The sequence below is a fragment of the Paenilisteria newyorkensis genome (assembly GCF_000766145.1).
In the GTDB taxonomy this organism is placed as follows: domain Bacteria; phylum Bacillota; class Bacilli; order Lactobacillales; family Listeriaceae; genus Listeria_A; species Listeria_A newyorkensis.
This window is the reverse complement of the sequence record NZ_JNFB01000005.1, coordinates 14,487-28,983: the sequence shown is the minus strand read 5'-3', so window position 1 is coordinate 28,983 and position 14,497 is coordinate 14,487. Positions and strand designations below refer to the sequence as shown.

General features: G+C 45.8%; 15 protein-coding genes. 11 read left to right on the top strand and 4 right to left on the bottom strand.

Features of this window, described 5'->3' with window-relative positions; genetic code table 11:
• Window positions 1-140 precede the first annotated feature (140 nt).
• Genes EP58_RS01810 through EP58_RS01800 form a run of 3 tightly spaced genes read left to right on the top strand, consistent with a single transcriptional unit; the run spans window position 141 to window position 2,422 of the window.
• Window positions 141-584, top strand: coding sequence for a MarR family winged helix-turn-helix transcriptional regulator (locus EP58_RS01810; RefSeq protein ID WP_036089327.1), 444 nt, complete (start codon window positions 141-143; stop codon window positions 582-584).
• Window positions 585-1,937: an MATE family efflux transporter gene (locus EP58_RS01805; RefSeq protein WP_036089326.1), complete on the top strand. Its 1,353-nt coding sequence runs from the start codon at window positions 585-587 to the stop codon at window positions 1,935-1,937.
• 29 nt (window positions 1,938-1,966) lie between these two features.
• Entirely contained in the window at window positions 1,967-2,422 is a 456-nt protein-coding gene (locus EP58_RS01800) for an ASCH domain-containing protein (RefSeq protein ID WP_036089323.1), read from the top strand.
• A 48-nt stretch (window positions 2,423-2,470) separates the two neighbouring features.
• Here the strand turns inward: EP58_RS01800 and EP58_RS01795 are convergent, their stop codons facing one another.
• Complete coding sequence (locus tag EP58_RS01795) at window positions 2,471-3,622, bottom strand: ROK family transcriptional regulator (RefSeq protein ID WP_036089321.1); 1,152 nt, start codon at window positions 3,620-3,622, stop codon at window positions 2,471-2,473.
• 146 nt (window positions 3,623-3,768) lie between these two features.
• Between EP58_RS01795 and yicI the strand changes: the two genes are divergently transcribed.
• The 6 genes from yicI to EP58_RS01765 all read left to right on the top strand — a co-directional run bounded on the left by yicI (window position 3,769) and on the right by EP58_RS01765 (window position 9,533).
• Window positions 3,769-6,036 (top strand): alpha-xylosidase, encoded by a 2,268-nt coding sequence (yicI, locus tag EP58_RS01790; RefSeq protein ID WP_036089318.1) that lies wholly within the window; start codon window positions 3,769-3,771, stop codon window positions 6,034-6,036.
• A 255-nt stretch (window positions 6,037-6,291) separates the two neighbouring features.
• A complete protein-coding gene (locus EP58_RS01785; RefSeq protein WP_036089316.1) occupies window positions 6,292-7,677 on the top strand; it encodes a glycoside-pentoside-hexuronide (GPH):cation symporter in 1,386 nt (461 codons plus the stop codon).
• A gap of 72 nt (window positions 7,678-7,749) precedes the next feature.
• Complete coding sequence (locus EP58_RS01780; RefSeq protein WP_052171323.1) at window positions 7,750-8,244, top strand: peptidoglycan recognition protein family protein; 495 nt, start codon at window positions 7,750-7,752, stop codon at window positions 8,242-8,244.
• Between the two features lie 202 nt (window positions 8,245-8,446).
• Complete coding sequence (locus tag EP58_RS01775) at window positions 8,447-9,010, top strand: VanZ family protein (RefSeq protein ID WP_036089314.1); 564 nt, start codon at window positions 8,447-8,449, stop codon at window positions 9,008-9,010.
• Window positions 9,011-9,021: 11 nt separating this feature from the next.
• Complete coding sequence (locus EP58_RS01770) at window positions 9,022-9,300, top strand: hypothetical protein (RefSeq protein ID WP_036089312.1); 279 nt, start codon at window positions 9,022-9,024, stop codon at window positions 9,298-9,300.
• A gap of 14 nt (window positions 9,301-9,314) precedes the next feature.
• Window positions 9,315-9,533, top strand: a complete 219-nt coding sequence (locus EP58_RS01765; protein ID WP_137657330.1) for a hypothetical protein — start codon at window positions 9,315-9,317, stop codon at window positions 9,531-9,533.
• Window positions 9,534-9,653: 120 nt separating this feature from the next.
• Here the strand turns inward: EP58_RS01765 and EP58_RS17765 are convergent, their stop codons facing one another.
• The 3 genes from EP58_RS17765 to EP58_RS01750 all read right to left on the bottom strand — a co-directional run bounded on the left by EP58_RS17765 (window position 9,654) and on the right by EP58_RS01750 (window position 12,007).
• Window positions 9,654-9,839, bottom strand: a complete 186-nt coding sequence (locus EP58_RS17765) for a type I toxin-antitoxin system Fst family toxin (RefSeq protein WP_112859901.1) — start codon at window positions 9,837-9,839, stop codon at window positions 9,654-9,656.
• Between the two features lie 71 nt (window positions 9,840-9,910).
• Window positions 9,911-10,351 carry a GNAT family N-acetyltransferase gene (locus EP58_RS01755; RefSeq protein ID WP_036089307.1) on the bottom strand — a complete coding sequence of 147 codons (441 nt, stop codon included), beginning with the start codon at window positions 10,349-10,351 and terminating at the stop codon, window positions 9,911-9,913.
• A gap of 72 nt (window positions 10,352-10,423) precedes the next feature.
• A complete protein-coding gene (locus EP58_RS01750; RefSeq protein WP_036089304.1) occupies window positions 10,424-12,007 on the bottom strand; it encodes an acetate--CoA ligase in 1,584 nt (527 codons plus the stop codon).
• A gap of 146 nt (window positions 12,008-12,153) precedes the next feature.
• On the opposite strand from EP58_RS01750, the gene tadA reads away from it, so the two are divergent.
• Window positions 12,154-12,627 (top strand): tRNA adenosine(34) deaminase TadA, encoded by a 474-nt coding sequence (gene tadA / locus EP58_RS01745; protein WP_036089301.1) that lies wholly within the window; start codon window positions 12,154-12,156, stop codon window positions 12,625-12,627.
• 444 nt (window positions 12,628-13,071) lie between these two features.
• Complete coding sequence (locus EP58_RS01740; protein WP_036089297.1) at window positions 13,072-14,496, top strand: cytochrome ubiquinol oxidase subunit I; 1,425 nt, start codon at window positions 13,072-13,074, stop codon at window positions 14,494-14,496.
• Window position 14,497: the final 1 nt, after the last annotated feature.

Here is a 14,497-nt window from a genome sequence, read left to right as displayed (position 1 = left end):
GTTCTAGCCTCGCTTTCTACTCTATTTATTGTGTCAAAACCGCTAGATAAAGTCAAATTTGATTGCGGCGGGAACTTATATTCGGTATAATGAGTAAAGTTGATGTCGCAACCATTTAGAGGTTGGAAAAGGGGAATTTTATGGTGAAACATTATGAGATTATTGCAAAATCGATGTCTATCGTGAATCGGTGTGGAAATACATTTAAGTTAGAGCGATTGAAGGAGTATGGCCTGGGCGTTGGGCAGTTACGTTATATTACGACGCTTTATCATGAGGATGCGTTGTCGCAAGATGAGATTGTGAAGCGATTTATGGTGGACAAGGCGAACGTGGCGAGGCATATTCATCGTTTGGAAGAGTTGGGCATGATTCGCCGAGAAGTGAATCAGCAAGATAAGCGTAAACATATGGTTTATTTGACGGAAAAAGGGAAATCGGTGCAACCTGTTATTGAGGAGACGATGAAGGCGTGGTCTGGCGTTTTGACAGGTGGATTTTCCGAAGCAGAGCGGGAGCAATTACTCGATTTATTGCTTCGAATGGCGGACAATGCGCAAAATCATGAGAAGGCGGGTGAGTAGATGAAGGAACAAAGTAAGCGCTTAGGTGAGGATAAAATTGGTTCGTTGATGTGGCGTCTTTCGGTTCCTGCGTTTGTCGGAATGTTCGTGATGGGTATGTACAATATTGTCGATACGATTTTCGTGGCGCGGGGCGTTGGATCGCTTGGTGTGGCAGCGCTCTCGATTGCGTTTCCAGTACAGATGATTATGATGGCGATGGCAGCGATGTTCGGAATTGGCGGTGCGTCGATTATTTCGCGGGCACTTGGCGCAGGAAAAGGCGAGGAAGCAAACCGGGTGTATCATCAGGTTATTTGGCTTGTGGTCATTTCGAGTTTGCTGCTGGCGATTGTCACGTTCATTTTCCTGGATCCGCTGGTGACGATGTTTGGCGCGACGCCGGAGATTCACCAATACGCGAAGGATTTCTTGCAAATTCTACTGCTGGGCTCGGTATTTCAAACCTTTGCGATGGCGATGAATAACATTGTTCGTTCTGAGGGCAATGCCAAAATTGCGATGCTGACGATGATTATTTCGGCGGTTTTGAACATGATTTTGAATCCAATTTTCATTATGGGACTAGATATGGGGATTCGAGGTTCGGCTTTTGCAACGTTGATAGCGCAGGCGGTTGGCGCGGTTTGGCTGTTAATCTACTTCTTATCTGGCAAAAGTTCGCTGACGTTAAAAGGGTTCCGATTCCATATTGATTGGAAATTGTCGGGAAGCATCATGGCGATTGGGTTCCCGTCGTTTATCATGATGTCGGCTGGGAGTATCGTGTCGATTTCGGTGAACTGGATGCTCAATATTCATGGTGGGACGATGGCGATTGCGGCGTATGGCGTGGCGAACAGAATCGCATCGTTCATGATTATGCCGATTAATGGCGTGACACAAGGGATGCAGCCGATTGTCGGTTTTAACTACGGCTCGCGGGAATATAAGCGCGTGGTGAAAGCTGTGAAAATGTCGATTGTGGCCGCGACCGTGATGTCCGTCGTTGCTTTTGCGGTGGTGGAACTGTTTCCAGACTTATTGGTTAGCGTCTTCACGAATGACAAACAACTGCTGAAAGATGGGGCGCATGCGGTGCAAGTTGTCTTGTTAGCAGCTCCGACGATTGGCTTCCAGATTGTGTGTGGTGGTTTATATCAAGCACTTGGCCGAGCGCGGATTTCCTTCGTGATTTCGTTGATGCGTCAGATTATTTGCCTGATTCCACTGCTCTTAATCCTACCGAATTTTTGGGGACTCGACGGCGTTTGGTATGCCTTCCCACTTGCAGATGTCGGAGCCTTTACGGTTTGTCTGATTATCATGCTGCGGACATGGCGCGGGTTGTTTAAGAATCCAGAAATGGTTTAGTTTTATGCAGAAAAAAGGAGGCGAGAAAAATGTCTGAGATTATTAAGAAATACTGGGAATCATTTGCTAAGGAGCGTGGCTTAGACTTGGAATGTCCAGAGGCGTGGGCGTTTGGCTATGGTTCTGAAATGGCGGATCGGTTGGGAGCGCTCGTTGTGGATGGCGTTAAAACGGCCTCGTGTGCGGCGCATTGTGTGCATGAAATAGAGGGCGAGCCGATTCCAGAATTTGGGGAGTATAATATCGTTTTGGATGGGAAAAATGAACCATTGGTAATTATTCGATATACGGAAGTGGAGCTTGTGAAAATGAATGAGGTGTCGCAGGACTTTGCGAGGTCAGAAGGGGAGGGCGATCTTAGTTATGAGTATTGGTATGACGCGCATGTACGGTTTTTTACGTCGGAATTAGAGCAGTTTGGATTGACGTTTACGCCAGATTTATTGCTTGTGTGTCAGCGGTTTGAGGTGGTTGATACGAGATGAAAAAATAAAGACGTGTAGCTACTTTTCGAAGTAAATGCACGCCTTTTCTTATTTTAATTCAAATTTTGGGACTTCTAAAAAGTTGGAAATTGTCACAACCGCGGCGCCGAATAGAATGGCTTCTTCGCCGAGGCTGGCTTTTTTGATTTCGATGTTTTGTGCGGTCAAATATGGTAATTTTTTCTCTATCTTCTCTGGGAAATCAGGAATGAGGCGACTGATTTCACTGTGAATCGCGATAACTTTTGGATTGTAGAGCGTGATGACATTGTGAACGGCGATGCTCAAATAGTCCACCATGTTCGCGATGAGCTTCGTAGCAATGGCATCATTCGCGGCATAAGCGCGGTACAGGTCGGGAATGATGGCTTCCTGATTATCCGTTAGTTCGCGATACGTGTCTAAAATCACTTTTTCGGAGCTGTAGGTCTCGAGACAGCCTTTACCGCCGCACGTGCAGGGATTTCCTTTTGCCTGGACAATCATGTGGCCAATCTCGCCGCTGAGGCCATTTTCGCCAGTGTAAAGGGTGTCGTTTGTGATGATTCCGGCGCCAACTCCTGCGTGAATACTGATACAAACGAGATTGTGGTAGGCGCTATGCTTGGCGTGTTCACTGAGTGCGAGCAGATTCGCTTCGTTTTCTAGGAAAATCGGATAGTCAAAGTGCTCTTGCAGGGCTTCGGCCAGCGGGAAATCAGTGAAATCATAGGCGGGCGTGAAGTTAATCTGGTTGTTGTGGACAATGCCGTGAATCGCGATGGTCATACCAACGATGCCAAAAGGTGATTTTGGGAGCTTTGCGGTGATTTCTTGGATGATGGTGACTAAATCAGCGGTGATTGTGGCTTTTTCGATGGTTCGAAAGGGAAGCAGTTTGCGATTTCGGATGGTGCCGTCTAGGTAATGAATCATCGTATCTATGTAATCGTAGCCAAGATCCACGCTAATCGCGAAACCTGCTGCTTTATTTAGCTCAAGCATAATTGGTTTTCGACCGCCTTGAACGGTGCTTTCGCCGATACCGATTTCTGTGATTAATTGTTGTTCGATCAGTTTTTTGACGATGGCGGAAACACTTGCTTTGTTTAGGCCGATTTTTTCGGAAAGATTCGCGCGTGAAAGCGGACCGTCGTTAACGATGACGCTCAAAACCGTGCGTTCATTGGCTTCTCTAATTCCAGTTCGATTTGCAAACATTGTGGTACCCCCTTGTTCTCTTATCTATTGTAGCGATAAATGAGGGCTTTGTCTAATAAGAAAGCGCTTGACAAAATGTCACGTTCGTATTATTATAATGTTAGTTAGTTTATTATGCTAACTAACTTGATGAGGAGGGACCAGTGATGAAATTTACAGATGGTATTTGGCTCGTGAAAGAGGGTTTTGAAATTCAGAATCCGAAAGAAGTATTTGACTATAGTTTGAAAGCGGATACAGTGACCGTTTTTGCTCCTTTTAAAAAAATTAAATCGCGTGGGGATACGCTGAATCTTGGTTTGATGACGACGGAGATTAGTTCGCCGCGAGAAGATGTGTTTACAGTACGTTTGAAGCATCATGATGGCGGAGAGCGCAAGTCGCCTGCGTTTGGGATTAATGAACAGCAAGTTCTTCTGAATACGACGGATGATGAGAAAGCGATTACAATTCAGTCTGGTGATCTAAAAGTCATGATTGATAAGGAAAACTATGCGTTGTCTTTTTACGGGAACGAGCAGTTTTTGACGAAATCGGATGTGAATGGGCAAGGTTATATTACGTCTGCGGATCAGAATTACATACGCGAACGGCTTGATTTGGGCGTTGGAGAAAACATTTACGGGCTTGGCGAGCGCTTTACGAACTTTGTGAAAAATGGCCAGACGGTGGATATTTGGAACAAGGATGGCGGCACGAGTAGTGATCAGTCGTACAAGAACATTCCATTTTTTGTGAGTAATAAGGGGTATGGTGTTTTTGTGAATCATCCGGAGCATGTGTCGTTTGAGGTTGGTTCGGAGCACGTGTCGAAAAATCAGTTTAGCGTTGCGGGTGAGGCGCTGGAGTACATGATTATTTATGGTCCGACGATGGAGGCAATTTTGCGGAAGTATACGGATTTGACTGGGAAACCTGCGTTGCCGCCTGCTTGGTCGTTTGGCTTATGGCTGAGCACGTCGTTTTGTACGGATTACGATGAAGCGACGGTGAACGCTTTTATTGATGGCATGAAGGAGCGCGATATTCCGCTGGATGTGTTCCATTTTGACTGTTTCTGGATGAAGGATTTTGAGTGGTGCAATTTTGAGTGGGATCGTCGTGTTTTCCCAGAACCTGAGAAAATGCTTGCGAACTTGAAGGCGAAGGGTTTGAAAATCTGCGTTTGGATTAACCCGTACATTGCTCAGAAGTCGGCGCTTTTTGCGGAAGGTAAGGAGCATGGCTACTTCATTAAAAATTGGGACGGTTCCGTGTGGCAGTGGGATTTATGGCAAGGAGGACAAGCGATTGTCGACTTTACGAATCCGGCGGCGTGCGCGTGGTATCGCGATAAGTTGAGTGCTTTGATGGACATGGGTGTGGATGCGTTCAAGACGGATTTTGGCGAGCGTATTCCGACCGATGTGCAGTATTTCGACGGTTCTGATCCTGAAAAAATGCATAACTATTACGCGTACATTTACAATGAAGTCGTGTTTGACCTGTTGAAGGAGAAGCGTGGTGAGCAAGAAGCGGTACTATTCGCGAGATCGGCAACGGTTGGTTCGCAAAAATTCCCGGTTCATTGGGGCGGTGACTGCCTTTCTACGTATAGCTCGATGGCGGAATCGTTGCGCGGCGGGCTGTCGTTCATGCTATCTGGATTCGGATTTTGGAGTCATGATATTGGCGGGTTTGAGGAGGGCGCGACGCCGGATATTTACAAGCGTTGGACGCAGTTCGGCTTGTTGTCATCGCATAGCCGTTATCATGGGAACGTGGAATATCGCGTGCCGTGGATTTTCGATGAGGAAGCGGTGGACGTGACGCGGAAATTTACGAAGCTGAAAATGCGTTTGATGCCGTACTTGTTTAAGCAAGCGGTGACGGCGCACACGGATGGTATGCCGATGATGCGTCCGATGGTGCTTTCATACATGGAAGATCCAGCTGCTGCAACGCTTGACCGTCAGTATATGCTGGGCGAGAATTTACTCGTAGCTCCGATTTTTAACGACGAAGGCCGCGGCGAGTTTTATCTACCAAAAGGCAAATGGACGAATATCCTGACAGATGAAGTTTATGACGGCGGGACGTGGGTTAGCGAGCATCATGACTACATGAGTTTCCCGTTATTGGCGAAGGAAAATAGCATTATCGTGTGCGGTTCGCGGGATGATCACGCGGAATATGATTATGCGGAAAACCCAACGATTCACGTATACGGTTTTGAAACGGCTAGCACACACGCGGAAACGGTGATTTACCAAGCAAACGGTACGCAAAAAGCAACGATTCGCGTGGAAAACAACAACTCCGAAATCACGGTTCACACGGAAGGCTTGGCGAACTATGAAGTCATCTGGCACAAACAACACGAATCAGGGACAAAAACATATGAAACATCTGAAAAAACAATCAAACTAGCATAAAAAATCAAGAGGTCGGGACAAAACTCCAAATAAGAAAAAAATCGCCTCGCCCGTTATTTTGGGTAAGACGAAGATTGAGCTTCACACAAATCGAGCGAAAGCGTTTGTATTCAGGTGATTTTGTGGAAGCCGGAAGCGGAGTGTACGACTGTACATGAGAACCGGAAGTCCGCTAAATCACCTGAATGCGAGCGCTTGTCGCCGATTTATTTGGCTTATGTCCCAGACTTGACTACTAAAAAAGGTGGAGATTTAATGGAAGCGACAGGAAGAATATCGACGGAACAGCCATTGAAAGCAATGGTGCCATGGAAAGAACGAATTAGTTACGGTTTAAGTGATACAGCATGTAATCTAGCATTTCAAGTTATTTCGACCTATTTAATGTTTTTCTATACAGACGTTTACGGACTAAGCGCGGCCGCAGTTGGAACGCTATTTCTAGTCGCGCGCGTGATTGATGCCTTTGATGGACCGATTATCGGGATTTTCATCGATCGCACCAATACACGCTGGGGCAAAAGTCGACCATTCTTCCTCTGGTTCGCGATTCCATTTGGCCTCATGTGCGTGTTAACCTTTACGACACCAGGCTTTGACGACGCTGGAAAATTGGCATGGGCATATATCACATATATTTTAGTAGGTATTTTATATTCTTGCGTGAATTTGCCGATCACATCGATTTTGCCAAGTTTGACGAATAATCCGCAAGAAAGAACGGTTTTGGGAACAATTCGCCAATTTGGTGGTACGTTAGGGCAAATCATTGTAACCGTATTCACGTTGCCAATCGTAGCAGCACTCGGAAAAGGAGACGACCAAAAAGGCTTTTTCCTCACGATTTTGATTTTTTCCATCGTGGCTGTGGTATTATTGCTGAACACTTTCTTCAACACGAAAGAACGGATTGAAAATGTGCAAAAAGTGGTGCGCGTGAAAGATAGTATAAAGGCGATTAAGCGCAACTGGCCATGGGCAATTATGATTTTGATGAACTTCATTTACTGGATGGCTATGACGATGAAAAACCAAACGACGATTTACTTCTTCAAGTACAATTTAGGACGTGAAGATTTGGTGCCGATGATTATGGCGCTGGCGTTTGGTTCACTTTTGACATTGCTGATGACGCCTGCTGTAGCGGGAAGATTGGGCAAACGAAACACGATGGTCGGCGGACTTATTTTGGCGATTATTGGACAAGTGATTATGGGCGTTGGGGCGTATAGCTTGAGCGTGCCGATTATCATTGTCGGCGTTGTGATTAACGCGTTTGGAACTGGATTTATCTCCGGATTACTGTCGGTTATGCTTGCCGATACCGTCGATTATGGCGAGTGGAAAAGTGGTGTGAGAGCACAAGGATTGCTGACTTCCGCATCGAGTTTCGGCGCGAAATTCGGGATGGGAATTGGTGGCGCGATGACTGCAGGAATTTTAGCGGCGGGTGGTTATCAAGCGAATAAAGTCCAATCCGCGAGCGCGCTACATGCGATTGAGTTCAATTTTATTTGGATTCCGATTGTCGGCTTTGCGATTGCAGCGATTGCGTTGATGTTCTATAAAGCGGATAAGCAGGAGAAAATGTATCTTGTGGAATTGGCGGAACGGAACAGGAAATTGAGAGAAGAGAAATAATGAGACGAGCCACTCCGAAATTGGGGTGGTTTTCGTGTGTTATACTTTTAGAAAAAGCAAGGAGGCGAATTCATGGCGATGATTAGTCCACTAGCGACCCCGCATGATTTTGAAAGTTTTGTGAATCCCGGTGAGGAGAGATGGAACAGCAGAGAAGGCGCAGAAATCACGACGGTTGTTGTTCATCACATGGCAAAAATCGATTTTGATGATGTCCCTGAGGTTTGGCGAGAACGGGAGGCTTCGGCGCATTATGGCATTGGACCGAGCGGGGAAATACGTGCGTATGTTGGCGAGGAAAAGAGAGCTTGGCACGCACGAGCGGCGAATTCTTATTCGATCGGGATTGAATGTTGTAATGTTACGGAAGCGCCGGATTGGAAGGTTAGTGAAGCGACGATTGATTCGCTTGTGACGCTGATTCGAGATTTTAATACGCGGTACGGAAGGAAGATGCGGATCGTTGGGCATCAATGTGCGGAGGGGAATTCGGTGGAGACGACGGAGTGTCCGGGGCCATCGCTGAGTCCGAGATTGGTGGAAATTATTCGGCGGGTGGATGAGTAAACAAATTTCGAAGCGTGGGCGTAATCACGAGTTATATAAGATGAGAGATGCAACTATTTAATTCGCTAGTATGGAAGGGTTGATCTTATGTTAATAGTTAAAATAAGAAACTAGGAAATAGCACAGCTCCATCTATAAGAGCGGCTACTACTGGGTCACCGCAAATGGCACGCTCAAAAACAAATAGGCAGGTGAGACAAACGTGACGATAAAAGCGGAATTACTGCTCATCCTAGCACCACTAATTTACATTCCATTTCTAATCAACTGGATACGAAACAAAACACCCATCGAAAAAATTGTTTTCAAAAGCTTCATGTTCTTTTATTTAGCGGGAGTCATCGGCTTTACATTGTTTCCAATTGAACTTGATCCGGAGCTTCGAAAGACGATGTTTGCGAATATGCGCTGGGTTAATGTGATTCCATTCGCGACGATTAGCGAGGTATATGTCTATCGGAATTTTGATAATTATGGCACGGTTTTTCAGGCGGTTGCGAATATCATTATGTTCATTCCACTTGGCTGTTTGTACCCGCTGTGCTCGAAATATAGCGTAACATGGAAGCGGATGTTGGTGACAGCGCTTATTTTTACCCTTGCAATCGAGACGGCGCAACTGGTTCAAAACTTGCTATACCAAGCGATTCCGCATTCCGTCGATGTGGATGATCTTCTATTAAATACAGCAGGCGGCATGATTGGATTCGCAATTTTTTGCATGTGTAGGCCACTTTTTCGGAAATGGAATGTCTACGGATTTTAGGAAGGTGAGAAATGCTGAGAAGGATATTACTGGTTGTTGGAATTTTGCTAGTCGGATTGTTGGTATACATGGGCGTCCGGTGGGTTAAAAATGTCTGGCCGATTGAGGATACTTCGCTAAAAAATGAGGGCATCGGTAAATTGTCTATTGGCATGGATGAAGCGGATATCGGGCGTTATTATCCGGAATTCACGGTGACGCGTGAGGATGAGGGGAATGCGTATTATTTTGGCGATGAGGCTGATTTTATTGTGAGAACAGATGCTAAATGGAGCTTAGGGACAAGATAGACGAGCAGGATTTTATGACAAAAAAGGGAATAGGTGTTGGGAGTAGTTTTGCTGATGTAAAACGGGAGTATGGGACGAATTACAGGAAGAAAAATACGGAGATATATGGAGAAATGATTGAATTTCAAGATTCGAAGACTAATCAAAAAATAAGATTTGGAATTGATTATGAAAATAATAGAGTCACAGTTATTGTGATTTATGATTATGATACGTATAAATTTCCGTATTAGATTATCTTGAAAAAATATGTTATACTGAATCCAGTAGAAGATATTCATATGTTACCCAAAGCGAAGCCCCCATCTCGGGTAAGGAGATGAGGGCTTCTTTTTTGGTTAGCAAACCGTCTACTATTTGTTTTTCTTACGTCGTGTCTCTAACCAATGATTGAAGACTGCAAGGACGCAACCAACAATGACCGGCGCAAGAATGGTAGAAAAGATATTCACATGTTTCCCTCCTTCCCTAGATGCAGTTCTCGTCTCTAGAGGTAGACGGCTCTTCAAGTATAGCACGCTGAGAGGGCTGGATTTCATGACTTCATCACAATTTGATTTTACCCACAATAAAAAATTGGAATGCCCAATCAAACTAGGCACTCCAATCCTCATTTATAATCTTTCCCCATCCGATAATGTCCGCCAATTTTCGGAATCACGAACTCTTCTCCAACCGAATAGAATCCCATTTTTTCGTAGAATCCAGTAGCTATCACGCGTGCGTTACACCACAGCAAATCCACATCACGTCGCTCCAGTTCTTCCTCTGCAAACACAATCACTGCTTTCCCAAGTCCGCGCAATCGTGCGTTTGAATCGCTCGCCATACCGCGTAATCGGTACTGTTTTTCACCTTCAAAATGGTTATCTGATTCTTCGTAAAAACTCCCAATCGCAACCAGTTTCTCGTCGTCATCAAACACGCCAACATGAAACGTCGTCTGATCCTCGTCTCCGGGGTAGACAAGTGCCTCCACTGGGTGATCTGGAATTAGCACGCGGTGGCGCAAATCGTGTGTTTGGGTGGCCTCTATAAACCGTGTTTCCATCTATACCATTCCCTCTCTCAAAAGCAAGTTACTTGGAATGATTGTACCCAATTTTGCGGGATTTGGCAACGATTATTGTGCGGTTTTCGCGAATTCTGCGTCGCGCAGGGCCACTCGGCGAACTTTTCCGGAATCGGTTTTTGGCAAACTTTCTACAAATTCAATGCGGCGTGGATATTTATACGGTGCGGTGTGTTCTTTCGTGAAGTTCTGCAGCTCTTTCATAAGCGCCGTATCCCCAACAAAACCGTCTTTCAAAACGATGAACGCCTTCACAACCGTACCGCGAATCTCATCAGGGCTCGCTACAACCGCTACTTCTTTCACGCTCGGATGATTTGTCAACGCATCTTCCACCTCAAACGGTCCAATTGTATATCCGGAACTAATAATAATATCGTCATTGCGGCCTTGGAACCAGTAATAATCGTCCTCATCACGATACGCGCGGTCGCCGGACACGAAATAATCGCCGCGAATCGCTTTTTCCAGACGCTCAGGTTCTTTGTAATATTCTTGGAACAGCGCTGGGAAATCCTTGCGCATCGCGATATCGCCAATTTCGCCGACACCAACAGGCTGGCCATTTTCATCAATAATCGCCATGTACTCCGGCATAATCGGCTTGCCCATCGACCCCGGACGAATCGGAAACTCCACAAGCGTCCCAATCAGAAGCGTACTCTCGGTCTGGCCATAACCATCGCGAACCTTAATGTCAAAATTGTCTTGGAAAACCGTGATCACTTCGCGGTTCAGCGGCTCACCAGCAGAAACGGCGCTGCGCAAATGACTCAAATCATACGCACCCAAGTGATCTGCTTTCGCCATCAAACGGTATTCCGTCGGCGTACAGCACAACACGTTAATCTTCCTATCTTGCAAAAGTTCCAACTGTTTCGCGGGACGGAAACGACCGCTATAAATGAAACCCGTCGCGCCCTTACCTAGAACAGACAAGAACGGCGACCAAACCCATTTTTGCCAGCCAGGTCCAGCCGTTGCCCAAACCGTGTCGCCCTCGCGGATATCCAACCAGTGGTCCGCGGCAATCCGAATATGCGCGTAACCCCAACCATGCACGTGCACCACGCCCTTCGGATTCCCCGTCGTGCCTGACGTAAAGGCCAGCAAACACGGATCATCCTTGCGCGTCGCTACCTTCTCAAACTCAGCGTCGGCATCCTCAACCAACCGCTCATAACTCTGCCAACCATCGCGCACACCGTCCGCCCCAACAACAATCCGCGTCACGACACTGGGCGCGTCCACAATTTTATCAAATTCCGCCGTACAACTCACGTCCGCAATCACGGCTTTCACGCTCGCATGATGAATCCGATACTCCAAATCATGCGCCTTCAAAAGCTCCGAGGCCGGAATAATAATCGCGCCCGTCAGCCAAATCCCCATGTAAGCCGCGTACGTCTCAAGCAATCGCGGCATCATCACAATCACATGATCGCCCTTCCCAATTCCAGCATCCTTGATTACATTCGCAAACCTGTTCGCCTGCTCCAACAAATGATGATAAGACCATTCCTTCACGTCCCCAGCCTCATTCAGCCAAATCAGCGCCGTCTTCTCCGAGTCAAATTGTGCAATCTCATCCGTAATATTATAAAATTCAGGGGCAATTAAATTTTCTGATTTCATTTGGTAACATCTCCTTGTTTTCAATTCGTTTTTTTATGACCTAGTATTAATACATGGTACTATACGATTCCAACCAAAGCAAATAAAAGACACAAACCGCATCCCTATGCTAAAATAAAGAATAATCAAGAGGGGGAAAACAATTCATGTCTAAAGAAACCTACATGCGCGAGGCCTTACTCGAAGCCGAAAAAGCACGCGAAAAAGGCGAGGTCCCGATCGGCGCTGTTGTCGTGCTTAACGGGGAAATCATCGGACGCGCGCACAATCTCCGCGAAACAACGAAAAACGCCGTCACACACGCCGAAATCCTAGCCATCCAAGACGCCTGCAAAAATCAAGATGCTTGGCGACTCGAAGGTGCAGAACTCTATGTCACGCTTGAGCCATGCCCAATGTGCAGCGGCGCGATTTTACTCTCCCGTATTGCCACCGTCTACTACGGAGCTGCCGATCCAAAAGCTGGAACTGCCGGAACACTCATGAACCTACTCCAAGATTCGCGCTTCAATCACCAGTGCGAGGTCGAATCAGGAATCCTAGTGGATGAATGCGGTGCCATTTTAACGAACTTTTTCCGAGATTTGCGCGCGAAGAAAAAACAGCAAAAGAAGCCTTAATACCTATTTTAATGCAATTAACATCCATTATACTGTTTTATGTGAAAAAATGCGCAATAAACTGATGCCACTCAACTAAGCCACCCGACTCATTTCGAGCCTCCACGTTTTCCCTTATGAAAATAGAACCAAAAGAACTAAACAAATCTAGAGCAAAATGAGATAGAATAAGAACTAGGTAAAACTTATTCTAATGAACCGAGCTGTACATATTTATGTGAGAAAATAGACAAAGCCTGAAAAATAGAAATTTTTCACGGTAAACAGGGGATTTTCACATGTTTCTTTTCTTACAAAATCATTTGTGAATTAAAACACAACCAACTGCAATAGTATTCGCAGTTTTTCACAAGCGATTAACGTGTATAGTATACAATCGGCAAATTATGATAACGCTAAACAAAAGGGGTTAAACGCCCAAATAACACAAAAGGAGGAAAAAAGGTGGATAAACTTTTCTTAGCTAGACTTCAATTCGGATCAACAACCGTTTTCCATTTCTTATTTGTACCGCTTTCTATTGGACTTGTATTTATGGTTGCTCTTATGGAAACGTTGTATGTTGTGAAGAAAAAAGAAATCTACAAAAAAATGTCGAAGTTTTGGGGGCATTTGTTCTTAATTAACTTCGCGGTAGGGGTAGTAACAGGGATTATTCAGGAATTCCAATTCGGGATGAACTGGTCGGATTATTCGAGATTCGTAGGGGACGTATTTGGGGCACCGCTTGCTATTGAAGCGCTACTTGCTTTCTTTATGGAATCGACATTTATCGGACTTTGGATCTTCGGTTGGGATCGCTTGAACAAGAAATTACATTTGGCGTGTATTTGGCTTGTTGCACTTGGAACGGTTTTCTCCGCGTTCTGGATTTTAGCGGCGAACTCATTCATGCAACATCCAGTAGGGTTCCAAGAAATCAATGGACGTGCGGAAATGAACGATTTCTGGGCGCTTATTACGAATGGACAGTTACTTGTGGAGTTCCCACACGTTATCTTTGGTGCGTTCGCGACGGGGGCGTTCTTTGTAGCCGGGGTCAGCGCGTACAAATTACTTAAAAAGCAAGATGTGGACTTTTTCCGAAAATCGTTCCAGATCGCGCTCGTTCTCGTTATTATCGGTGGTTTTGGTACGGCCTTCAGTGGTCACCAACAAGCGCAATATCTTGTTAAAACGCAACCGATGAAAATGGCGGCGACGGAAGGGATTTGGGAGGATACAGCCGATCCGGCACCGTGGACGATGATCGCGGGGATTGATGTGGAAAACCAGAAAAACACGTGGGAAGTCAATATTCCATACGCGTTAAGTTTCCTTTCTTACTCGACGTTCTCTGGTAGCGTGCAAGGTATGAAATCGCTACAGGCAGAGTATCAAGAGAAGTATAAAGATCGTTTCGGGGCGGACATGAACTACATTCCACCTGTTAAAACGTCCTTCTGGAGCTTCCGGATTATGGTGCTTTCAGGGATGTTGATGATTCTATTCGGCTTGTGGGGAGCTTTCCTTGCATGGCGCAAAAAATTAACGACTTCAAAAGTGTATCTACGTCTGATGATTCCGATGATTGCTTTCCCATTCATCGCGAACTCGATGGGTTGGATCATGACGGAAGTTGGACGGCAACCGTGGGTAGTCTTTGGCTACATGTCAACGGCGGACGGGGTTTCACCAAACGTTTCGGCGGGCTCGATATTGTTTTCGCTCATTGCATTTTCGGCGATTTATTTAGCGCTCGCGATTGTACTCGTGTGGCTATTTGTTCGTGAAATTAAGGCTGGACCTGACGCGCATAATCATGATAAGAAAAAAGGTAAAAAAGAACCGGCGTCTGTGGATCCATTTGATTTAAAGGGGGCGAATTAAG